The sequence below is a fragment of the Neomesorhizobium albiziae genome (assembly GCF_900114255.1).
GTDB classification, from domain to species: Bacteria; Pseudomonadota; Alphaproteobacteria; order Rhizobiales; family Rhizobiaceae; genus Neomesorhizobium; species Neomesorhizobium albiziae.
In genome coordinates this window covers 54,502-76,582 of sequence record NZ_FOSL01000014.1, presented here as the reverse complement: position 1 = coordinate 76,582, position 22,081 = coordinate 54,502, and the positions used below count along the sequence as shown (strand labels likewise).

General features: G+C 60.7%; 20 protein-coding genes. 16 read left to right on the top strand and 4 right to left on the bottom strand.

Annotated features, from left to right (window positions below):
• Nucleotides 1-1,047 carry a glutathione synthetase gene (locus F3H98_RS20230; protein WP_149762151.1) on the top strand — a complete coding sequence of 349 codons (1,047 nt, stop codon included), beginning with the start codon at nt 1-3 and terminating at the stop codon, nt 1,045-1,047.
• A 453-nt stretch (nt 1,048-1,500) separates the two neighbouring features.
• Here the strand turns inward: F3H98_RS20230 and F3H98_RS20225 are convergent, their stop codons facing one another.
• The 4 genes from F3H98_RS20225 to F3H98_RS20210 form a co-directional block, all read right to left on the bottom strand.
• Nucleotides 1,501-2,574 (bottom strand): alcohol dehydrogenase family protein, encoded by a 1,074-nt coding sequence (locus F3H98_RS20225; RefSeq protein ID WP_149762150.1) that lies wholly within the window; start codon nt 2,572-2,574, stop codon nt 1,501-1,503.
• Between the two features lie 4 nt (nt 2,575-2,578).
• The gene (locus F3H98_RS20220) at nt 2,579-3,952 is read right to left on the bottom strand and encodes an aspartate aminotransferase family protein (RefSeq protein ID WP_149762149.1); all 1,374 of its coding nucleotides are present in this window, start codon (nt 3,950-3,952) and stop codon (nt 2,579-2,581) included.
• An 11-nt stretch (nt 3,953-3,963) separates the two neighbouring features.
• Complete coding sequence (locus F3H98_RS20215) at nt 3,964-5,454, bottom strand: NAD-dependent succinate-semialdehyde dehydrogenase (RefSeq protein ID WP_149762148.1); 1,491 nt, start codon at nt 5,452-5,454, stop codon at nt 3,964-3,966.
• Nucleotides 5,455-5,569: 115 nt separating this feature from the next.
• Entirely contained in the window at nt 5,570-6,052 is a 483-nt protein-coding gene (locus F3H98_RS20210; protein ID WP_149762147.1) for an Lrp/AsnC family transcriptional regulator, read from the bottom strand.
• 84 nt (nt 6,053-6,136) lie between these two features.
• On the opposite strand from F3H98_RS20210, the gene ehuR reads away from it, so the two are divergent.
• The 15 genes from ehuR (at nt 6,137) to F3H98_RS20135 (ending at nt 22,071) form a co-directional block, all read left to right on the top strand.
• Nucleotides 6,137-7,522: a MocR-like ectoine utilization transcription factor EhuR gene (gene ehuR, locus F3H98_RS20205; RefSeq protein WP_149762146.1), complete on the top strand. Its 1,386-nt coding sequence runs from the start codon at nt 6,137-6,139 to the stop codon at nt 7,520-7,522.
• Between the two features lie 119 nt (nt 7,523-7,641).
• Nucleotides 7,642-8,427: an ectoine/hydroxyectoine ABC transporter ATP-binding protein EhuA gene (ehuA, locus tag F3H98_RS20200; protein ID WP_149762145.1), complete on the top strand. Its 786-nt coding sequence runs from the start codon at nt 7,642-7,644 to the stop codon at nt 8,425-8,427.
• A gap of 62 nt (nt 8,428-8,489) precedes the next feature.
• On the top strand, nt 8,490-9,338 hold the full coding sequence (gene ehuB, locus F3H98_RS20195) for an ectoine/hydroxyectoine ABC transporter substrate-binding protein EhuB (protein WP_149762144.1): 849 nt from the start codon (nt 8,490-8,492) through the stop codon (nt 9,336-9,338).
• 83 nt (nt 9,339-9,421) lie between these two features.
• A complete protein-coding gene (gene ehuC, locus F3H98_RS20190; RefSeq protein ID WP_149762143.1) occupies nt 9,422-10,081 on the top strand; it encodes an ectoine/hydroxyectoine ABC transporter permease subunit EhuC in 660 nt (219 codons plus the stop codon).
• Entirely contained in the window at nt 10,081-10,740 is a 660-nt protein-coding gene (ehuD, locus tag F3H98_RS20185; RefSeq protein ID WP_149762142.1) for an ectoine/hydroxyectoine ABC transporter permease subunit EhuD, read from the top strand. The genes ehuC and ehuD overlap by 1 nt, the downstream gene beginning before the upstream one ends.
• Nucleotides 10,737-11,528, top strand: coding sequence for an ectoine utilization protein EutA (gene eutA, locus F3H98_RS20180; RefSeq protein ID WP_149762141.1), 792 nt, complete (start codon nt 10,737-10,739; stop codon nt 11,526-11,528). The genes ehuD and eutA overlap by 4 nt, the downstream gene beginning before the upstream one ends.
• A complete protein-coding gene (gene eutB, locus F3H98_RS20175; protein ID WP_149762140.1) occupies nt 11,525-12,544 on the top strand; it encodes a hydroxyectoine utilization dehydratase EutB in 1,020 nt (339 codons plus the stop codon). The genes eutA and eutB overlap by 4 nt, the downstream gene beginning before the upstream one ends.
• Entirely contained in the window at nt 12,535-13,527 is a 993-nt protein-coding gene (gene eutC / locus F3H98_RS20170; protein ID WP_149762139.1) for an ectoine utilization protein EutC, read from the top strand. Before eutB ends, eutC begins: the two co-directional genes overlap by 10 nt.
• A 39-nt stretch (nt 13,528-13,566) precedes the next feature.
• On the top strand, nt 13,567-14,760 hold the full coding sequence (gene doeA, locus F3H98_RS20165; protein ID WP_149762138.1) for an ectoine hydrolase DoeA: 1,194 nt from the start codon (nt 13,567-13,569) through the stop codon (nt 14,758-14,760).
• Nucleotides 14,761-14,767: 7 nt separating this feature from the next.
• On the top strand, nt 14,768-15,757 hold the full coding sequence (gene doeB, locus F3H98_RS20160; protein ID WP_149762137.1) for a N(2)-acetyl-L-2,4-diaminobutanoate deacetylase DoeB: 990 nt from the start codon (nt 14,768-14,770) through the stop codon (nt 15,755-15,757).
• Between the two features lie 723 nt (nt 15,758-16,480).
• Nucleotides 16,481-17,467: a cytochrome c oxidase subunit II gene (gene coxB, locus F3H98_RS20155; protein ID WP_342211625.1), complete on the top strand. Its 987-nt coding sequence runs from the start codon at nt 16,481-16,483 to the stop codon at nt 17,465-17,467.
• Nucleotides 17,464-19,980, top strand: coding sequence for a cytochrome c oxidase subunit I (gene ctaD, locus F3H98_RS20150; protein ID WP_149762136.1), 2,517 nt, complete (start codon nt 17,464-17,466; stop codon nt 19,978-19,980). Before coxB ends, ctaD begins: the two co-directional genes overlap by 4 nt.
• A complete protein-coding gene (locus F3H98_RS20145; RefSeq protein WP_149762135.1) occupies nt 19,980-20,360 on the top strand; it encodes a hypothetical protein in 381 nt (126 codons plus the stop codon). Before ctaD ends, F3H98_RS20145 begins: the two co-directional genes overlap by 1 nt.
• On the top strand, nt 20,357-20,986 hold the full coding sequence (locus tag F3H98_RS20140; RefSeq protein ID WP_149762134.1) for a cytochrome c oxidase assembly protein: 630 nt from the start codon (nt 20,357-20,359) through the stop codon (nt 20,984-20,986). Before F3H98_RS20145 ends, F3H98_RS20140 begins: the two co-directional genes overlap by 4 nt.
• Complete coding sequence (locus F3H98_RS20135) at nt 20,986-22,071, top strand: c-type cytochrome (protein ID WP_342211624.1); 1,086 nt, start codon at nt 20,986-20,988, stop codon at nt 22,069-22,071. Before F3H98_RS20140 ends, F3H98_RS20135 begins: the two co-directional genes overlap by 1 nt.
• The last annotated feature ends 10 nt before the right edge of the window (nt 22,072-22,081 follow it).

Sequence of the window (22,081 nt, the reverse complement as noted above, 5' to 3'; positions counted from 1 at the left end):
ATGCGCATTGCGTTCTTTGTCAATTCGATTGCGACCGAGACGCCAGGCTATACGACGACGACGCTGGCGCTGACTGCAATCCAGCGCGGCCATTCTGTTGTTTATGTTGAACCAGGAGACTTCATATTGCGTCCGGATGACAGTCTGGCTGCCAGCGTCGGGGTCCTGCCCGACGCTTCCTACAAGTCAGCCGACAAGGTGTATGCTGCCCTGCAGGATGCCGCAAAGCAGAAGAAGACTTTCGCAATAAGCGACGTCGACATATTGTTTCTGCGAAACGACCCTTCGCTCGACGCCACCGATCGACCATGGGCCGCCAATGCAGGCCTCATGTTCGGGCGGCTCGCAGCCGAACGCGGCGTGATAGTCGTCAACGATCCGGACGGTCTGACGCAGGCACGGAGCAAGCTTTACCTGCAAACCTTTCCCGAGGCGGTTAGGCCGGCGACCCTGATATCGCGAAGCGTTGCCGAAATCCGCGCATTCGTCGACAAGCACTCGAAGGGCTGCATCGTCAAGCCACTCCAGGGGTCGGGTGGCAAGAACGTCTTCCATATTGCGACGCCAACTGATTCCAACCTCAACCAGATTTTCGAAGCCGCCAGCGGTGACGGTTATCTCATCGCGCAGGTCTATATTCCGGAGGCCAGGGCTGGTGACGTGCGTCTTTTCGTGATGAACGGCCTGCCGCTGGAGTGCGATGGCAGTTACGCCGCCTTTCGCCGCGTCCCAACCAAGGGCGACGTTCGCTCTAACATTCACGCCGCCGGAACCGCCCGCAAGGTCAAGATAACGGACACAATATTGAGTATTGCTGAGATGGTACGCCCAAAATTGGTCAACGACGGGATGTTTCTGGTTGGGCTCGACATCGTCGGCGACAAACTTCTGGAGATCAATGTCTTCACGCCAGGCGGGCTGACACGGCTCGCCGCCATGTACAAGACTGATTTTGCTACACGCGTCATCGTTGCGCTGGAGCAGAAGCTGGTGCTGCGCCGGGCCTATGGAAAGACGATGCCGAATTCGCGGCTGGCGACACTTTGAGGAAAGCAGGTAAGTCAACCATCAGGTCAGCCGGTGCGGCGCTTCACACTCCAGGAGCTCGCGCTGAAAACCGCCTATGATGACAGAGCAATACGGCGATAGAGGTGCCACCATCGCTCGAGTCCGAAGCCTCAATTGTTTGCTGTTTCCACATCCCGCGCATTCGTGATTTCAGATCGACGCGGACGTCGCGCTGATGGGAACAACCCTGACCCGCGGGCGAGGGGGCCACGAGCTCTGCTCGAAGTGATTTGACGACATGAGCTGGAATGAATCTTGTGCGCGAGGCATGGACATGCCGATCGCCACGGTCGGGACGAAATCGAGCAGGCGAACTACGTTTGCGAAAAATTCTCAACGGGGAGGCGCAAAGCTTTGTCGGTGCGCATGATGCAATGCGCTGTCGGTGAGTTTGCGCGGAATTTATTGCAAGAAACGGTCACAAAACGGCGCTCAATCAGGCACGATAACGAGTTTCCCAACGAAGTTCTTGTCCATGAAATCTGTCTGGGCGCGGTGGAAGTCCGAGAGCTTGTAGACGCCGCCGACGATCGGCTTCAGCTTGCCTGCTTCGATCAGGCGAACGATGCGACGGAAGTCGCCGCGTGTCCCCTGGCTTGAGCCATGCAGTTGCAACTGCTTCAGATACATTGTTCTGAGGTCGAGCTGCACCACCGGACCTGCGATGGCGCCGGCGGTCGTGTAGCGCCCTTCCGGACGCAGGATCGTCAAGAGATCGTTGAACATCGGTCCGCCGACCAGATCGGCAACGACGTCGATGGGCTGGCCGCCAGTCGCCTGATTGACGAGCGCTGGCAGGTTGGGGACATCGCGAGGGATCGCCGCCTCGGCACCGATGTCGAGCACCGCTTGCTCCTTGCCGCGGCCGACAACTGCGTAGGGGATGGCGCCACGGGCGCGCGCCAGCTGGATGATGCCTGACCCGACGCCACCCGACGCGCCGGTAACCAGGATGCGTTCGCCTTCCGTCAAGCCCGCGCGCACCAGCATTTGCTCACCAGTGAGATAGGCGCAGCAGAATGTGGCGAGTTCGATGTCGGTGAGGTCCGTGTCGACGACATGCGCGTTTGATGCCGGCAAAGCCTGATACTCGGCATACCCGCCATCGCAGCCATGGCCCATATAGTCGATGTCGGCCAGTGAATCGTCGTCGCGGTTGTAGATTGAGAAGTCGACCATCACCCGTTCGCCGATACGCTCCTCGGCCACGCCGTCGCCGACAGCCGAGATTGTGCCCACCGAATCCGCGCCCTGGATGCGCGGGAAGCTCAGTGTGTTGCCCTGCCGCCGCCATGTCGGTATGGCCGCGGGGTCGGCCTCGGTGCCATAGGCACCTTGCCGGACCCAGACATCGGTGTTGTTCATGCCGCAAGCCGTCACCTTGATGACCACCTCGTCGGGCGCAGGCCTGGGCGTTGGCACATCGGTCCTGTATTGGAGCTTGTCGAGTCCTCCATGTCCGGTGAGGAACACGGCAGCCATGGTCGATGGAAGCTTGCCCTTCATTGGCTCAACCCAACACGGCCTTGACGGCCTCGACGGTCGCGGCGACGACGATGTCGGCCTCCTCCCTGCTCAAACAGAGCGGCGGAGCAAATCCGAGGATGTCGCCTTGCGGCATGGCTCGCCCGATAACGCCGCGTTCCAGCAGCGCCGCCGCAACCTGCGGGCCGATCTTGTTAGAGGGGTCAAAGAAGGTGCGATCGTCCTTGTCTTCGACGAATTCGACCGCCGCCAGCATGCCGTCGCCGCGCACATCGCCGACATGCTTGTGCCCTCCCACGGCGCTTGCCAGAGACTCACGGAAATAGGCACCGACGGAGCCTGCATTGTTGACCAGCTGCATCTCGTCGATCAGTTCAAGATTGGCGACACCGGCCGCCGCGCAGATCGGATGTGCAGAATAGGTCCAGCCATGACCGATCGCGCCCAGCTGGTCGGACCCTTGGATCAGGATTTGCCAGACCCGGTCCGAGACAATGACGCCCGACAGCGGCGCATAGGCCGAGGTCAGGCCCTTGGCGATGGTGATGAGGTCGGGCTTTATTGCGTAGTGGTCGCAGCCAAACATCGTCCCAAGACGCCCAAAGCCGGTCACTACCTCGTCGGCGACGAGCAACACATCGTACTTCTTCAGTACCGCCTGAATCTTCTGCCAATAGCCGGACGGCGGTGGGACGATGCCGCCGGTGCCGAGGATCGGTTCACCGATGAATGCCGCGACCGTGTCCTGACCTTCGGCGAGAATGAGTTCTTCTAGCCGGTCGGCGCAAAGCTGAGAGAACTGATCCTCGCTCATCGATCGGTCCTCGCGGCGGAAGTAGTAGGGCGCCTCCGTGTGTAGGATCGGCGCACGCGGCAGGTCGAAGGCGTTATGAAAAAAGTGCAGGCCGGTAAGCGATCCTGTCATCACGCCGGAGCCGTGATAGCCGCGCCAGCGCGAGATAATCTTCTTCTTTTCCGGCCGACCGAGGATATTGTTATAGTACCAGATCAGCTTGATGTTGGTTTCGTTGGCGTCGGAACCTGAAAGGCCGAAGTAAACGCGGCTCATGCCTTGGGGCGCGCGGTCGATGATCATCTTGGCGAGGCGGATCGAAGCGTCGGTGCCGTGACCGACGTAAGCGTGATAGTAGGCCAGATCCTTGGCCTGCGCTGCAATCGCGTCGGCGATCTTGTGTCGGCCATATCCGACATTGACGCAGTAGAGCCCCGCGAAGGCATCGATACTTTCCTTGCCCGTGACGTCGCGAATGCGCACGCCCTCCCCACCAGCCATTACGCGCGTGGGCGTTTCGCCGCGTGCATGGGTGCCCATATGCGTTGAGGGATGGAAGAAGTGATCGCGGTCCCAGGCAGTCCGCTCGTTGGTCAGGTCCAGCATGTTTGAAGTCCTTATGCCGCGTCGATACAGAGATATTTTAGGTCCGTGAACGCTTCGATGCCGTGGCGCGAGCCTTCGCGCCCGAGGCCTGATTGTTTGACGCCGCCGAAGGGGATCGGCGCACCGGTAATCTTCACGCGATTGATCGCCACCATGCCGAAGGCAAGCGAGCGGCCCATGCGTGACTGGCGACGCCCGCTTTCGGTAACAACATAGGCGACGAGCCCGTATTCGGTATCGTTGGCGCGGGCGACGATTTCGTCTTCGCTGTCGAAGCAAGCAACTGCTGCCACTGGCCCGAACGTCTCCTCGCGCATGATGAACGCATTGTCTGGAACGTCGACCAGCAGCGTCGGTTCGAAAAACAGCGTGCCAGGGAGATTGCGCCTGCCACCGACGAGGCAGCGCGCACCTTTCGCGAGTGCATCCTGGATCTGCACTTCGACTTTGGCTATGGCGCGCTCGTGCATCAGCGGCCCCACGTCCGGGTTCTCCAGTCCCGTGCCAAGCGTCAGCGCACCGACGCGTTCGGCAAGCCGTGTGCAGAAGCGATCATAGACACCGCGCTGCACATAGATGCGGTTAGCCGCCAGGCAATCTTGCCCTGAGGTTGCGAACTTCGCGTCAATGGCGATCTGCACGGCACGGTCGAGGTCCGCATCGTCGAAGACGATCAACGGCGCATGGCCGCCGAGTTCCATCACCAATCGCTTCATTGTCGGAGCGCACTGCATGGCGATCAAACGGCCAACCTCTGTGGAACCTGTAAAGCTCATGGCCCGGACACGGGCATCGCTGCACATCCTGGCAACGATCGTGGCCGCGTCGCCGGTGATTACATTGAACACGCCTGCGGGCAGGCCGGCTCGTTCGCCAAGTTCAGCCAGCGCCAGCGCCGAAAGTGGCGTTTCCGACGAGGGATGTGCAACGATGGTGCAACCGGCTGCAAGTGCCGCGGCCGCTTTGCGCGTCAGCATGGCCGATGGAAAGTTCCATGGCGTCACTATCCCCACAACGCCGACCGGCTCGCGTCGCACGATCATATCCGCATCGGGCAGGTGGCTGGTGACGCTCTCGGCGTTTAGCCTTTTTGCTTCCTCGGCATACCACTCGACGAAAGATGCGGCGTAGTCGATCTCGCTACGCGCTTCCTTCAACGATTTGCCCTGCTCGAGGGTCATGATCAGGGCGAGGTCTTCCTTTGATGCCAGGATCAGATCGAACCAATTTCGCAAGGTGGCGGCGCGTTCCTGAGGCAAGCGGTTGCGCCAGGAGCGCAGCGTACGCTGCGCGGCATCGATCGCGGCGGCGGTATCCGCTGCATCAAGTGCGGCGACGCGCGCGATCGTGTTGCCGCTCGCCGGATCGGTCACCGCAAAGCAACGACCGGCGCCATCGGCTGTCCATCTGCCATCGACATAGGCAAGCTCGCGCAGAAGCCGTCGATCGGTCAGGTTGGCCAGTTCGTTGTGATGTGGAATTGTCGAAAGCGTCGTTGGCATGGCTGCGTCTCCGTCGTGATCTGGAACCTAGCCATCAAACTTGGAGAGTGAGCCCAAAGAAACCGCCCTGAGCAAAGCATTGGGCTAAACGGGTCACGGCTGGTAGAGAAATCGACTACGTGCCCGCTGCGATTTCAGCCGCCAGCGGCTGGTCCTTAATAGCGCGGGTTACAACATAGGTAAAATACCGGTCGATGCCGATCTCGCGGGCGAGGAGCCCGTCGATCAGCCGCTGGTAGGCGTCGATGTCGCGCGTGACGATCTTCAGCATGTAATCGATGCCGCCGCCAACCGACCAGCAGGCAACCACCTGCGCAATGTCGCGGATAGCGCGCTCGAACCGGTCGAAATCGGCTTGTCTATGGCTTCCCAGCGTAACCTCGACCAGCACGGTCGTGATCGGAGCGACCTGTCGCAGATCGACAGAGGCATGATAGCCGGTGATGATCCCAGCATCTTCCAGCTTGCGCAATCTGAGCCAAGCGGGGGTCGCCGATAGACCTACCCTTTCAGCCAGAGCAAGCTTGGTGATGCGCCCATCGCGCTGAACCGCGTCGAGTATCTTCAGATCAATGCTATCGAGCTTGAGGTCAGCCATGGGTCCACGACAAATTGTTGTTTAGGCACATGACGGCGATGATGGCCCATTGTCAATTGCACTGATTTGGCGCTCTATTCTGTCATGACAATTTGGTATCCGGATCCAAGCCTGATCCGTCGCCCTGCCTATCTCTCACTGGCCGACCAGTTCGCGCGCGCCATTCATGATGGCCAGTTGCCACATGGCACGCGGCTGCCGACCCATCGCAGGCTGGCCTATGATTTGAAGCTTTCGGTGCAAACCGTCAGCCGCGCCTATGAAGAGCTGATCCGGCGCGGCTTGATTTCAGGTGAGATCGGGCGCGGCAGTTTTGTCCAGACCATGCGCCGTGAGGTCGAGCCTCCCTATCTGCCGGAGCGTCTCGGCGAGCTGATCGATCTGTCGATCCTGAAGCCGGTCTGCGAGCCGATGCACCTGGAGAAGCTCAAGGAAGCGCTGGGCTGGCTCGGCGCCAACCTGCCGGCGAGTTCAGGGCTTTCCTTCAGGCCGAACGTCGTCTTTCCCAGGCATCGAACCATCGCCGTCGAGTGGCTGAGGGCCTGCGGTCTTGCACCGTCTCAACAAAACATCAGCGTGACCAATGGCGCGACGGCCGCAATGACGGTAGCGCTGATGAGCGTCGCGCCGCCTGGCTCGACCGTGGCTACTGAGGCGATCGGACACCACACTTTAATTCCTCTTGCAAGCTACCTCGGCTTCAACCTTCACGGCCTGGCGATCGATGAACAGGGAATCATCCCCGAAGCCTTGGACGAGGCGTGCAGGACGAGCGATATCCGAGCCGTCTTCGTGCAGCCTTCGGTGATCAATCCGACCGCCACACTGATGCACGGTGTTCGTCGTTCGGCGCTGGCCGAGGTCGCCCGCCGCCATGACATCGCAATCATCGAGGGTGACGTTTTGGGACCGCTGGTCGAGGATCGCCCGCCGCCGATCGCCTATTTTGCGCCCGAAAGGACGCTTTACTATACCAGCTTCACCAAGATCACCGCGCCAGGTTTGCGCATCGGCTATCTCGTTGCACCCGACCGCTATGTAGCGGCCGTTGCCAATCGCCATCTGGTCACCAACTGGATGGCCACACCCATAGTCGCCGAGATCGCGTCGAAATGGGTGGTCGATGGCACGGCCATGGAACTGGTCCACTGGCAGAGGGCGGCGCTGGCGCGTCGCCAGACCATCGTGAAGGAAGTATTGGGCGAGGGCGAGTACCTGACGCATCCGCAGGCGCTGCATCTGTGGCTTCCGCTTCCCGGCAGCCGGACCGAGGAAAGTTTTGTTGCTCAGGCGCGGCTGCAGGGCGTTGCAATCGCCCCGGGCGCCTCTTTTAGAACGTCGGATGCACTCTGGCTGCCGGCAGTTCGCATCTCGCTCGGCTCGACAACGGAGGGCGAACTGCGCGCCGGGCTCGGCGTCATTGCGCGGCTAATGATGGGCGAGCCGGAACATCTGCTGCTCGCGATTTGAGCGCTACCGGCACAAAACTTGGACAATCCGACTATATTGTCATGATATTATTTTCTTGATTGACATGATTTGATTGTTTTCTCATCGTTCGTCCCGTGACCCCGGGAAATGGACCCCAGATGGCTGAGCCGATCATCGCGATCGATGGCATTACCAAGAGCTTTGGTGCTTTCAAGGTGCTGGACAAGCTGTCGCTGCAGGTGATGCCTGGCGAAAAGCTGGCGCTCATCGGCCCCTCTGGATCCGGCAAGACGACCATCCTTCGCATCCTGATGACGCTTGAGCGGATTGACAGCGGCCATATCCGGATCGAGGGCGAAGAACTTTATCACATGCCGAAGAACGGCAGCTTGGTGGCGGCAGACGAACGGCATCTGACGAGGATGCGCCAGAAAATCGGCATGGTCTTCCAACTGTTCAATCTGTTTCCGCATATGTGCGTGCTTGACAATGTGACGCTGGCGCCGCGCCTGACCAAGGGCACGCCACGCGAAGCCGCCGAAAAGCGGGCAATGGACCTGCTGGACATGGTTGGAATGTCGGCCAAGGCCAAGGCCATGCCGGCGCAACTGTCCGGCGGCCAGAAGCAGCGTGTGGCGATTGCCCGGGCGCTGGCGCTGTCGCCAAAGATCATGCTGTTCGACGAGGTCACCTCGGCGCTCGACCCGGAACTGGTTGAGGAGGTGCTGAACGTGATGCGCAAGCTTGCATCCGAAACCGACATGACGATGCTTCTCGTTACCCACGAGATGGGCTTTGCCCACGACTTTGCCGACCGCGTTCTGTTCTTCGACCGCGGCCGCATCGTCGAGGAGGGCAAGCCGGACGAGATATTCCGCAATCCCAAGCAGGAGCGGACGCAAACCTTCCTGCGCAAGATCATCGCGGCCGGACATCGCGTCTGACCGCATGTCGCGGCCTGGGAGGGCCGCATCGCAACACGAACAAAAACCAGGAGATGGGAACGATGAGGAAACTTGCAATTCTGAGCGGTATGGGTGGTCTTGCAGCCGTCATTGCCGTCACACTGCCATCAACCGCACAGGACAATGCGAAGCTTGAACAGTTGAAGAGCCAGGGTTTCGCCCGCGTTGCCATCGCTAATGAGCCGCCCTATACGGCGGTCGCTGCCGACGGCAAGGTTTCCGGCGCCGCTCCCGATGTCGCGCGTGTCATCTTCCAGCGTCTTGGCGTGCCCGAGATCGTCGCTTCGATCTCCGAATATGGCGCTATGATTCCTGGCCTTCAGGCAGGCCGTCACGACGTGGTCACCGCCGGCCTGTTCATGAAGCCGGAGCGCTGCGCGGCGGTCGCCTATTCGGAGCCGGTGCTTTGTGATGCCGAGGCGCTGCTGGTGAAGAAGGGTAACCCCAAGGGCTTCAAGTCCTATGCCGACATCGCCAAGGATACGAGCGCCACGATCGGCGCCCCGGGCGGCGGCACCGAGGAGAAGCTCGCACTGGAGGCGGGCGTGCCGCGCGAACGTGTCATCGTGGTACCAGACGGCCAGAGTGGGCTAAAGATGGTGCAGGACGGCCGCATCGATGCGTATTCGCTGCCGGTGCTGTCGATCAACGACCTCGTCAAGAAGGCAAACGACCCCAACCTGCAGGTCGTCGCACCGGTCGAAGGCGCACCCGTCTATTGCGACGGCGCCGCCTTCAAAAAGGGCGACGAAGCGCTGCGCGACGCCTTCAACGTCGAACTCGCGAAACTGAAGGAATCGGGCGAGTTCGCGAAGATCGTCGAGCCCTATGGTTTCTCTGCCGCGGCAGCAATGTCGACCACGATGGAGAAGCTCTGCACAGCGAAGTAACCTCCCTCCATTCGTCCGACGCCTGGCCGCGCGTGAAGCCGGGGCGTCGGACACTTTTTCGACAACGAGGCAGCGCCCCGCCGATGACCGACTGGTCCGGATATCTCAGCCTGATCCTGCAAGGCGCAGTCGTTACGGTGCAACTCACCGTGATGGGCTCGATCCTGGCGCTGCTGATGGCATTCATTGCCGGGCTTGGCCGCATCGCGCCTTTCGCGGTCCTTCGTTGGCTGGCGACCGCCTATATCGAGTTCTTTCGCGGTACGTCGATTTTCGTACAGCTGTTCTTTGCCTATTTCGTGCTGCCCTTCGCTGGTTTCACGCTGACACCACTGCAAGCCGGCGTGCTGGCACTCGGGCTTAATGTCGGTGCTTACGCCGCTGAGGTCGTACGGGGCGCGATCCTGTCGGTCGGCAAGGAGCAGTACGAGGCATGCATCGCGCTCAACCTGTCACGCTGGCAATGCATGCGCCGCGTTATCTTGCCGCAAGCGCTGCTCGTCATGCTGCCGACCTTTGGCAACAACGCCATCGAATTGCTAAAGGCGACCTCCGTGGTCTCGCTGATTTCTCTGGCCGACATGACTTTTCAGGCCAATATCGTCCGTTCGCAGACCGGCAACACGCTGATCCCCTTTGCCACGATCCTCGCGCTCTATTTCTTCTTTGCCATGATCATCGCCTTCGCCATGCGCGCGCTTGAGCGGCGCATGGCACGCGGCCTCGACGGGGTACGCGCCTGATGGAGTGGGATTGGGAGTTCGTATGGCAGATCATGCCCACGATGATCCAGGGCGTGAAGATCACCATCCTTGCGACGATTCTTGGCTCGGCCTTGGCCGTCGTGGTTGGTCTGGCCATCGCATTACTGCGCCGCTCGCCGAGCCGTCTGGTATCGGGGACAACCGGCCTTATCGCTGAATTCATTCGCGGCACGCCCTTGCTGGTGCAGCTCTACTTTATTTTCTACGTCCTGCCGGACATTGGCATTCTGTTGCCGCCGCTGGTCGCAGGTGTAATTGGGCTTGGCTTGCACTACGGCACCTACACGGCTGAAGTCTATCGCGCCGGTATCGACAATGTGCCGCGTGGCCAATGGGAAGCGGCCAAGGCGTGCAATTTGTCGGCCAACCAGACATGGACCCGGATCATCCTGCCGCAGGCCATCCCACCAATGATCCCGGCGCTGGCCAACTATTTCATCGCCATGTTCAAGGAGACCCCACTGCTTTCGGCAATCACCGTGCTCGAATTGATGAACCAGGCAAAGAGCGTCGCCAACACCTACTACCGCTACATCGAGCCCATCACCCTTGTCGGCGCTTTCTTCCTCGTCATCAGCCTGATTTCGGTCATCGCACTGCGCTGGCTTGAGCATCGCTACGGGAGGATTGAGCGATGACTGCACACACCAAACCGCAACTGGAGATCAAGGTTCAACACATCCGCCCAGAACTCGACGCGCGCCCGCTTCAAAAACGCGTTGGCCTGGTGATCCTGGCGACGGATCATACAACCGAGCCTGACTTTTGCCGTATGGTGGCCAGCGACCGGATCGGCACTTACGTGGCGCGCGTCGACTACGCCAATCCGACGACACCGGAGAACCTTTACAGGATGCAGCCGGCATTGGCTGCCGCCGCCGCACTGATCCTGCCCGGGGAGGAATTGGACGCGCTTTGCTATTCCTGTACTTCCGCTTCGGTGGTCATCGGCGACGCCGAGATCGAACGCGCGCTTCACAAAACCAAACCTGGCGTACCAGTCGTAACACCCACGGCGGCTGTATCGGCTGGCCTGCGGACGCTTGCAGCACGGCGCATCAGCGTGCTGACGCCCTATACCGTCGAGACCAGCCGCCCAATGGCGGACTATTTCATCGGCCAGGGTTTCGACATCGATCGGTTCACATGCCTCGGTTTCGACGACGACCGCGAAATGGCGCGCATCAAGCCGCAAGCGTTGGTTGAGCTTGCGCGTGTGGCAACGGCACCGCAATCGGCTGCATTGTTCGTCTCCTGCACTGCGCTGCGGGCGGCGAGCGTTGTCCCGCAGATGGAGGCGGCGACTGGAAGGCCCGTCGTCAGCAGCAATCTTGCGACCGCATGGATGTGCCTTCACCTGTGCGGCGAGACAGCCGGGCGGCCGCACCTTGGTCGATTGATGGCACAAGCACTGCCGGCAAGATGACAGTCACCCTTCACGATATTCGGGCGGCCGCAACGCGCATTGCAGGACGCATCGATCAGACGGCGATGGTCAGGTCGCCTTCGCTGAGTGCCTTGGCAGGTATCCCGGTGCAGCTGAAGCTTGAGAACCGGCAGGTGACGGGCAGCTTCAAGCTACGCGGCGCATCCAATGCGATCGCCCAACTCGACGCGGCAGTAAAGCTGAAGGGCGTCGTGGCCGCATCGACGGGCAATCACGGCCGGGCGCTGGCGCATGCCGCAAGGCTTGAAGGTATCCGCGTGGTCATCTGCATGTCGAGATTGGTGCCGTCCAACAAAGTGGATGAGATTCGGCTGCTGGGCGCCGAGCTGCGTATCGTCGGCGACAGCCAGGACGACGCGCAGATCGAAGCGGAGCGGCTGGCTGCAGAAGAAGGGCTGCAGATGGTACCGCCCTTCGATCATCCGCACGTCGTGGCGGGCCAGGGAACGCTCGGCCTTGAGATCATCGAGACCGCGCCGGATGTGGAGACCGTGCTCGTACAATTGTCAGGCGGCGGGCTGGCCGCCGGTGTCGCTGCCGCCGTGAAAGGTCTCAAGCCGACCATTCGTGTGGTGGGGCTCTCGATGGCGCGCGGCGCGGCGATGAAAGCGAGCCTCGACGCTAAGCGGCCGGTGGCGGTCGAGGAACTGCCCACCTTGGCCGACTCGCTTGGCGGAGGCATCGGCCTCGACAACCGCGTCACCTTCTCCATGTGTCACGACTTGCTGGACGAAGTCGTGCTGCTGTCGGAAGTCGAGATCGCGCAGGGCGTGCGTCATCTCTATGCCCAGGAACGCGAAATTGCCGAAGGCGCCGGCGCGATAGCTGTCGCGGCGCTGCTGGCCGGCAAAGTGAGCTCGAACGGACCCATCGTTGCGTTGGTCTCGGGCCGCAACATCGACATGGAACTACATCGTCGGATCGTTTGCGGCGAGCTGACCGAGTTCGAGCGGATGGATGTCGCAAAAAAAGGAAACCCGGGCCGATGCCACTGATGACCATCCTGACCGAAGCGGAGCTGCGGCGGGTCGTTCGGCTGGATTTGGAAGCCGTTGCCTGTGTCGAGAAGGCGTTTTGCGCTCTCGCTACCGAAGCCGTCGTCATGCCGCCGATCCTGCGGCTCGACGTCGTTGAACGTCGTGGCGAAGTCGATGTGAAGACGGCATACGTGCCCAGCATCGATGGCTTCGCAGTCAAGATCAGCCCCGGTTTCTTCGACAATCCGAAGCTTGGACTGTCGTCGCTCAACGGCATGATGGTGCTGCTGTCGGCCAGAACGGGCATTGTGGAGGCACTGCTGCTGGACAATGGCTATCTGACCGACATACGCACCGCCGCGGCCGGTGCCGTCGCAGCAAAGCACCTCTCGCGCCCGGATTCGCATGTCGCGGCAATCTTCGGCGCCGGCGTGCAGGCGCGGCTGCAACTCGAAGCCTTGAAACTCGTCCGGCCAATCGAAGAGGCGCGTCTTTGGGCGCGCGATCCTGCCAAGGCGATGGACACGGCAAGCGAATTGTCCCGTCATCTTGGCATTCCTGTATCGGCAGAGCCTGATCCAGCCAAAGCAGCCGCTGGCGTAGACATCATCGTCACCACCACGCCCGCAACTGAACCGCTGATCCTTCCCGAGTTTTTGAAGCCGGGCCAGCACATCACCGCGATGGGCTCCGATTCCGAGCACAAGAACGAGTTGGCGCCAGGCGTGTTCAAGATCGCCGACCTCTATGTCGCCGACAGCGCTGCCCAAACGCGCCGGCTGGGCGAGTTGCATCACGCCATCGACGCCGAAGTCATTGGAGCCGACGCGGCCGTGACCGAACTTGGCGCCGTGATTGCCGGCAAGGCCGTCGGGCGGCGCGGGCGCCATGATATCACCATCGCCGATCTGACCGGCACCGGCGTACAGGACACCGCGATCGCCGCGTTCGCTCACGACCGCGCCCGCGCAGCCAAAGTCGGCACGCCTTTCGAAAGCTGAAGACCTGGCCGCAGTCGCCCCCCACAACGAGGAAACGAAATGGTTGAACCCAACCTCAAATTCACCCGTGCCGAATATGGCGAGCGGCTCGTAAAGGCCCGTCGCGCCATGGAGGCAAAGGGCATCGACTTACTGATCTGCTCGGACCCATCCAACATGAACTGGCTGACCGGCTATGATGGCTGGTCCTTCTATGTGCATCAGGCCGTGCTGGTGCCGCCGCAAGGCGAACCGGTCTGGTATGGGCGTGGCCAGGACGCCAATGGTGCCAAGCGTACCGCCTATCTGCCGCACGACAACATCGTGTCCTATGCCGACCACTACGTTCAGTCGACCGAACGCCACCCGATGGATTGTCTCGCCAAGATCATCGCTGAGCGCGGCTGGGACAAGCTGACGATCGGCGTCGAAATGGACAATTACTGGTTCTCTGCCGCGGCCTTCAATTCGCTGCAGCGCCATTTGCCCAACGCACGCTTCGTTGATGCCACTGCCCTGGTAAACTGGCAGCGCGCGGTGAAGAGTCCCACCGAGATCGACTACATGCGCAAGGCTGCGCGCATCGTCGAAGCCATGCATCAGCGCATCGTCGACAAGATCGAGGTAGGCATGCGCAAGTGCGATCTCGTCGCCGAGATCTACGACACGGGCATCAGGGGCGTCGATTGCCCCGACGGTCGGATCGGCGGCGATTATCCGGCCATCGTGCCCTTGCTGCCGTCGGGTGCGGACGCCTCCGCTCCGCACCTCACCTGGGACGACAAGCCTATGAAGGCCAATGAAGGAACCTTTTTCGAGATCGCCGGCTGCTACAATCGCTACCATGCGCCGTTGTCACGCACGGTGTTCCTGGGCAAGCCTACGCAAGCCTTCCTCGATGCCGAAAAGGCTACCCTGGAAGGCATGGAAGCCGGGTTAGCGGCCGCGAAGCCCGGCAACACCTGCGAGGACATCGCCAACGCGTTTTTTTCGGTGCTGAAGAAATACGGCATCGTCAAGGACAACCGCACCGGCTATCCGATCGGCGTTTCCTATCCGCCAGACTGGGGCGAACGGACGATGAGCCTGCGCCCTGGCGACAGGTCCGAACTGAAACCCGGCATGACTTTCCACTTCATGACTGGCCTTTGGCTCGAAACAATGGGGCTTGAGATCACCGAATCCATCCTGATCACCGAGACCGGCGTCGAATGCCTGGCCAACGTGCCGCGCAAGCTGTTCGTCAAGGATTGAGCGGATCATGAAAGCCAACCCGATTTCGCCGACGATCCCGCTGGACGCCGAAGGCGTCCATCATGGTCACCTACGTCTGCCCTACAGCCGCGACGACTCTGCCTGGGGCTCGGTGATGATTCCGATCTGCATCGTTCGCAACGGCAGCGGTCCGACGGCGCTGCTGACAGGGGGCAACCACGGCGACGAATATGAAGGGCCGCTTGCTCTGTTCGACCTTGCCCGTTCACTCGATGCGCGCGCGTTGAGCGGCACTGTCATCGTCGTTCCGGCGATGAACTATCCGGCCTTCCGGGTCGGCACGCGCACCTCACCGATCGACAAGAACAATATGAACCGCTCTTTTCCCGGCAAGTCGGACGGGACCGTGACCCAGAAGATCGCCGATTACTTTCATCGCGAACTGCTGCCGCGTGCCGATATCGTGCTGGACTTTCATTCTGGCGGAAAGACGCTGGATTTCCTGCCGTTCTGCGCCGGCCACCTGCTGCCAGACAAGGCACAGGAGGCTAAGGTCTTTGCCGCGGTCCGTGCCTTTGGCGCGCCTTGGTCGATGCAGATGACGGAGATCGACGCCGTCGGAATGTACGACACTGCGGCAGAGGAGATGGGAAAGGTTTTTGTGACGACGGAGTTGGGCGGCGGCGGAACCTCGCGGGCCGAAACAGTCCGCATCGCCAGGCGCGGCGTGGACAATCTACTCAAACATGCTGGCATTTTGCGTGGCGCGCCCGAAATTTTGCCAACGCGATGGCTCGAAATGCCGGACGGCTGCTTCTGCTTCGCCGAGGAAGACGGCATGATCGAGACGACGGTCGATCTCGGTGAAAAGGTCGAAGCGGGCAGCGTTGTGGCCCGCATCTGGCCCATCGGTCGCACCGGCAGCGAACCGCACGAGATCAAGGCGAATATTTCGGGCATTCTGGTCGCGCGTCATTTCCCGGGACTGGTCCAGTCTGGCGATTGCGCCTCTGTTGTCGCAACTATGGCTGACTAGCGCGCCACGGTTCGTCGAGCCAGAATAAGGTGGCGTTTGCCTTGGGGGCTGGCGCCACGCGCCTGCGCGTCGAGACCGAGCTGCTATTGTAACGCTTTGTCTTTCGTCACTCGCAGCAGTCCGGCAAGCCCGGCGCCACCAATTTGGCCGGCGAAGAGTGGTATTAACAGCAGCGTCGATGGGCTGGAACGAGGCTCTGACGCACCGATTGTTCTTCGGTAACGATAACGTAACCCTGGTGGTGAAGGACCGCATCGAGACCGGACTTGCATTACCTTTGGGTGTACTACGACAGCGATAAGGAAATGTCCCAGGGGAGTGGTCCGGGCATTTTTTCAGCCGTCCTTTCTTTCTTCCTTCCATCTCTTCAAAGATCGGGGTCTCGGCTAGACGACTTTCCCTTCGACGCTGGTGTCAGCGTGCCCTTCGTCGTCAGGCCCTCGGCCCCGCGGACGTGAGCCATCGCATCTGGGGTTGGGGCGAGACACAGCCGTGCCGGTCGATCGGGCCACTCAGAAATCGTTATCGCCTGGATTGGGCGATGCGCTCTCGACACTTCGCAGCGGGAACTTTTTGCTTACGGGCAAGTTCAGGGCTTGGAGGTGCTTGAGTATTTTTTGGCAGATACGGGGGCAACGATCCTAGCCACCCCGAACAGCTAACCACAGGAGAGAGAGGATCGCAGCGACCCCCCACAATTGGTTGGCGCGCTCTCTACGATCAGTGCGGCTGCGCACTCTCGTGCGTCTTTCTTTGCCTATTTTTCCAACGTGCCTTTCCAGTTGCTCTGGCCTCCAATCCGCGTTGGATCCCGCAGGGGAGGAGGCTCACCAGGTTCTCCAACTGTCGGTGGTGCTCTTTTGTGGTGCAGCCGCGATATGGTTGGGCGTGGTTGCAGCACTGCTCTACACGGCGCGCCGCCGGCGTAAAAGTCTTAGCGAACAGTCCGCCAGCCGCTTTATCCTATTTGGCGGTGCCGTCCTTCCGTCAGTCACCTTGGCTGCGTTGTTGAGTTATTCACTTTGGCTGATGCCAGGATTGAGGCCGTTCGGCCAGGCGGCCAGCGCGGTGTTGCATGTTGAAGTAACGGGCAAACAGTACTGGTGGCACGTGGTCTACCGCCGCTCGAACGGGCCGGTTGTCGTGTCGGCCAACGAAATCCGCCTTCCAGTCGGGCAACGCGTCGAGTTAACGCTTGCAAGCTCCGACGTCATCCATTCATTTTGGATCCCGGCACTCGGCGGCAAGATGGATATGATCCCGGGCCGCACTAACCGGTTGTCGCTGCTGGCAAACAAGGCGGGAACGTTTCGCGGGCCTTGTGCCGAATTTTGCGGCACCTCCCACGCGTTGATGGCCTTTGCCGTTGTCACCATGGAGGCTCAAGCCTTTCAAGAATGGCTTGGCACGCAGGCGCGGCCATCGCCAAGGGCTGCAGATGACGGTGCAGCCCTGTTCTTGCGCCACGGCTGCGGCGCCTGTCACGCCGTTGCCGGCATCGACGCGCGCGGCACGATCGGCCCGGACCTTTCCCATCTCGGCTCGCGCTTGACGCTGGGCGCCGGCTCACTGCCAAATACCGCAGACGCCATCGCTCGCTTTATTACAGAACCGGAGCGCATCAAGCCTGGCGTGCAGATGCCGTCCTTTGCCATGCTGCCACAAGATGACATCCGCAACATTGCCGCCTGGCTGAAAGACCTCGAATGAGCAGGCCGGCGAAAACCCTCCCGGCGAAGGGCCGCCAAGCGCAAGAAGAAAGGCTGCGATCCGTCTGGGCCAACCCGCAAGGTTGGCGGTACTGGACTACCGTCAATAACACGCAAATCGGTCTTTGGTACGCCTCGGCCTCATTTGCCTTCATGCTGTTTGCGGGCGTGCTGGCATTGCTGGTTCGGTTACAGCTGGCCGCGCCTCAGAACGACCTGTTGTCGGCCGACTTCTTCAACCAGGCCTTCACGCTGCATGGCACGGTGATGATGTTCCTGTTCGCAGTGCCGGTCTTCGAGGCGGTGGCGATTTTCCTGCTGCCGCCAATGCTGGGCGCGCGCGAGTTGCCGTTCCCGCGATTGGGAGCCTTCGGCTTCTGGAGTTTTTTCCTCGGCGGCATCTTCGTGTGCGGCTCGATCTTTTTCGATGCTGCACCCTCCTCGGGCTGGTTCATGTATCCACCGCTTGCCACCGACAAGGAGATGTCGGGGATCGGCGCCGATATCTGGTTGCTAGGGCTTTCCTTCATTGAAGTGGCCTCCATTGCCGCGGCAGTCGAACTTATCGTCGGCATCATGAAGTGCCGCGCGCCGGGAATGCGCATCAATCTGATGCCGCTGTTTGCCTGGTATCTGCTTATCGTGGCTGGAATGATCCTGTTTGCATTTCCACCGCTGATCGCCGGCGACATCCTGTTTGAGATGCAGCGTATGTTCAACTGGCCTTTTTTCGATGCGGAGCGTGGCGGTGACCCGCTGCTATGGCAGCATCTGTTCTGGATCTTCGGCCACCCTGAGGTCTACATCATCTTCTTGCCTGCGATCGCGCTGATGGCGATGATCGTTCCGACGTTTTCGCAGCGGCCGATCGTTGGCTATTCCTGGATCGTGCTTGCCGCTGTCGGCACCGGTTTCCTGTCGTTTGGCTTGTGGGTCCATCACATGTTCACGACTGGATTGCCGCAGATCTCGCTGGCCTTCTTCTCGGCGGCGTCCGAAGCGGTGGCCATCCCGACAGGCGTACAGATTTTCGTCTTTATCGCGACGATGCTTGCGGGCCGCGTCATCATTTCCACCCCGATGCTGTTCGGGATAGGGGGTTTGGCCACCTTCATCATTGGCGGCCTGACTGGCGTCATGGTGGCGCTGGCGCCCTTCGACTGGCAAGCGCACGACACCTATTTCGTCGTCGCCCACCTGCACTATGTGTTGATTGGCGGCATGCTGTTTCCCGTCACCGCCGGCATCTATTATTATTATCCGCTCGTCAATGCCAGGCACCTGTCAGACCGGCTCGGCACCATCGCCTTCTGGCTGATGTTTGTGGGTTTCAATGTCGCGTTCTTCCCGATGCATCTCTCCGGCCTGCGCGGCATGCCACGCCGTGTCTTCACATATCCGGCAAACGTCGGCTGGGACATGCTGAACCTGCTATCCACCGTTGGCGCCTTTATCTTTGCGAGCGGCATTTTGGTTGTCGTCTTCGACGTGTTGAGGCCAAAGCACCGGCAGCCGAGAGCCAAGATCAATCCATGGAATGCAGGCACGCTGGAATGGATTTCAGAACCGGAAGAAAACTGGGGCGTGCGCTCGATCCCGCTGATTGAAAGCCGCTATCCGCTGTGGGATCAAAAAAACCTCGCCCGCAATGTCAATGGCGGCCGCTTCTATCTAGCCGACGCCGAAGAAGGGCGACGGGAAGGTCTTGTTACCTCGGTTCTAGACGCCAAGCCGCAGCAGGTTCTTCGCGTCGGCGGCACCTCTTACGTCACGATTGTTTCAGCCTTCGCACTTGGTGCAGTCTTTATCGCCTTGACCTTCCACTGGTGGATCGTGGCAGCCGCAAGCGGCATCACAAGCTTTTGCGCCATCCTGTGGTGGCTGTGGACCGGCACAGCGGAAATCCCTGAGAAGCTGGCAAAGGATGTCGGCCTCGGCCTCACCTTGCCGCTCTACGCGTCGGGACCGGCATCGGTCGGCTGGTGGGCAATGTTCATCACCATGGTCGGCGACGCCACGGCGTTCGCCAGCCTTGTCTTCAGCTATTTCTTCTACTGGACGATCCACCGGGACTTTACCGCTGGAATAGCCGGACCCGGTATACATTGGCCCCTAGCTGCCGCGCTGTTGTTCGTCTGTGCATGGATTGCAACCTTGGCAGCGCGACAGCTGAACAAGCAGGGTCGCGAAGCTGGTGTGCGGGTAGTTCTCGTCGGCGCTTGCGCTCTCACTGTTGCGGCCTCGGCCGCTGGCTTTGCCGGACCGTGGCTCTACGGTATGGACCCGACCCGACACGTCTACCCGGCCACCGTGTGGATCTTGGTGCTCTGGGTGTTGGCGCACGCGGCCGTCGGCGCGGTGATGCACATTTACTGCTTGGCGCGCAGTTTTGCCGGACGGCTGACCCGCGAGCACGACATCGATATCCATAATGTCGTGCTCTATTGGCATTTCATGGCAGTTACGGCGGCAATCACCTTTGCCGTCGTCGGCCTGTTCCCGGGGGTGAGGTAATGCGCGTCCTCCCAAAACAAGTGGACACGCTTTGGACCTTGTTCACCGCGCCTGTCGTATGGGCCTTGCATTTCCTCACCTGCTATATCGGTGCTGCAATCTATTGCGCCAAACCGGACCTCTTCGGCGTCGGTTTTGATGCGGTGCGGGTGGGCATTGCGGTAGCAACTTTTCTGGCGCTGGGTGCGATATCTGTATCGGCTTGGCTTGCCTGGCGCCAATGGGGCTTCGGCACCGACGATCCTCCGCATGATGATCCGACACGGCGCGACCGCATCCTTTTCCAAGGATTTGCGACGCTCTTGCTGTCGGGCCTGAGTTTTGTGGCCGTCATTTATGTCGCGCTGCCTGCGCTGTTTGTGATGGAATGCGTGCGATGAGGCGGTTCTGTCTGACGCTTGGCCTTGTCTTGCTGGCATTGATTTGGTTCGGCCCCCTACTGTCGACATGGCGAGGCTCGTTTGCGGCCCATATGTTGGCCCATATGGGCGTCGTGGCCATCGCTTCTCCTTTGATTGCGATCGGGTGGCGTGACTCAGGTGTCTCCTTAAGGTTCATCTCACTCCCTATTCTGGCCTCGCTGATTGAGCTTGTCGTCGTCTGGGGCTGGCATGCTCCAGCTTTGCGGTTGTGGGTTGAACGCTCGACATTTGCGACCGTATTGGAACAGGCGTCCTTCCTCGGCGCTGGACTGTTCCTGTGGCACGCCAGTCTTATGCCATCCAGCAGGGACGACCGTGCCCACCAGGCGGCTGGCGCGTTCGCCCTGCTTTTGACCAGCGTACACATGACGTTACTTGGTGCGCTTCTGGCGCTGAGCCCACGCCCACTTTATGGCGTTGCTGCTGTCACCTGTTTTGGAATGAAACTCGATGCAGCTCAGGATCAGCAGCTTGGCGCCGTCATCATGTTGTTCGTCGGCGCAGTGGTTTATCTGGCAGGCGGCGTGGCGCTGCTTGGCCGCATACTGCAGAACGTCACCGGCGCCCGAAAGGCGGTGGGCTGATGCGCGTTAACTGGAGACATCTGGCCATTGTGCTGGCGGTGCTTCCTTTCATCGTGCTGTTTGTCGCCTGGATTGGATTTTTCAACGTTGGCGCATCGAGCGGACACTGGAAAATCACGGAATGGTTCCTGCATTTCGCGATGCGATCGGCGGTTCGTACTTATGCGCTTCAGGTCGAAGTTCCCCACGAGTTGCCGCGGCATGCGATCCAGACGGCCGCCGGCCATTTTGCACGCGGCTGCGCCATCTGCCATGGCGCTCCAGGCGAACCGCGGTCGCCGGCAGCCTTGCGCATGTTGCCGCAGCCGCCCGAGCTTGCCCAAAAGATTGGCGAATGGAACGACGCCGAACTCTTTCGCATCGTCAAACATGGCATCCGCTTCACCGGCATGCCGGCTTGGCCGACACAGGCGCGCGACGACGAAGTATGGGCGATGGTTGCCTTTCTGCGCGCCCTGCCGCCAATGGAGGGAGAGGTGTACCGGCAGCTCGCTTACGGGGCAGGCGGCACGCCAAGCCTTCGTGCCGTCACCATCGACCAAGCAGTGGTCGAATGCGCACGCTGCCACGGTAACGACGGGGCCGGTCGCAGCTCGACGATCCCAGTGCTGGCTGGACAGAGCGAGGCGTACATATTGGAGAGCTTGCTCGCCTTTGCCGACGAACGGCGCCCGAGCGGCATCATGGCCTTGGCCTCCATCGCAGTAGACAATCAGCATTTTCCGGAATTGGCCCGACGCTATGCGGCCATGAAATCCGTCGGCCCGCCGCGCCCCGCGCCCGACCCGTCGCTGTTGGAATACGGTAGAGCGATCGCCACCAAGGGGATTGTGGCAGCCAATGTGCCGGCGTGCGTCGGCTGTCACGAGAAGCCGGATCGCAATCCGCATTATCCCAACATTGCTGGCCAGCCCTCCGCGTACATCAAAGCCCAATTGGAGCTTTTTCGAACCGGAACGCGGGGTGGAACCCGCTACAGCCACCTGATGGCGAAAGTCGCGAAGGGACTGACCGACCATGACATCGAGGCTCTGGCGAACTATTTCGCCACGCTCCCCGCCTCGACTGCAACCGCAAGGCGGTAGCAGCGTTTGA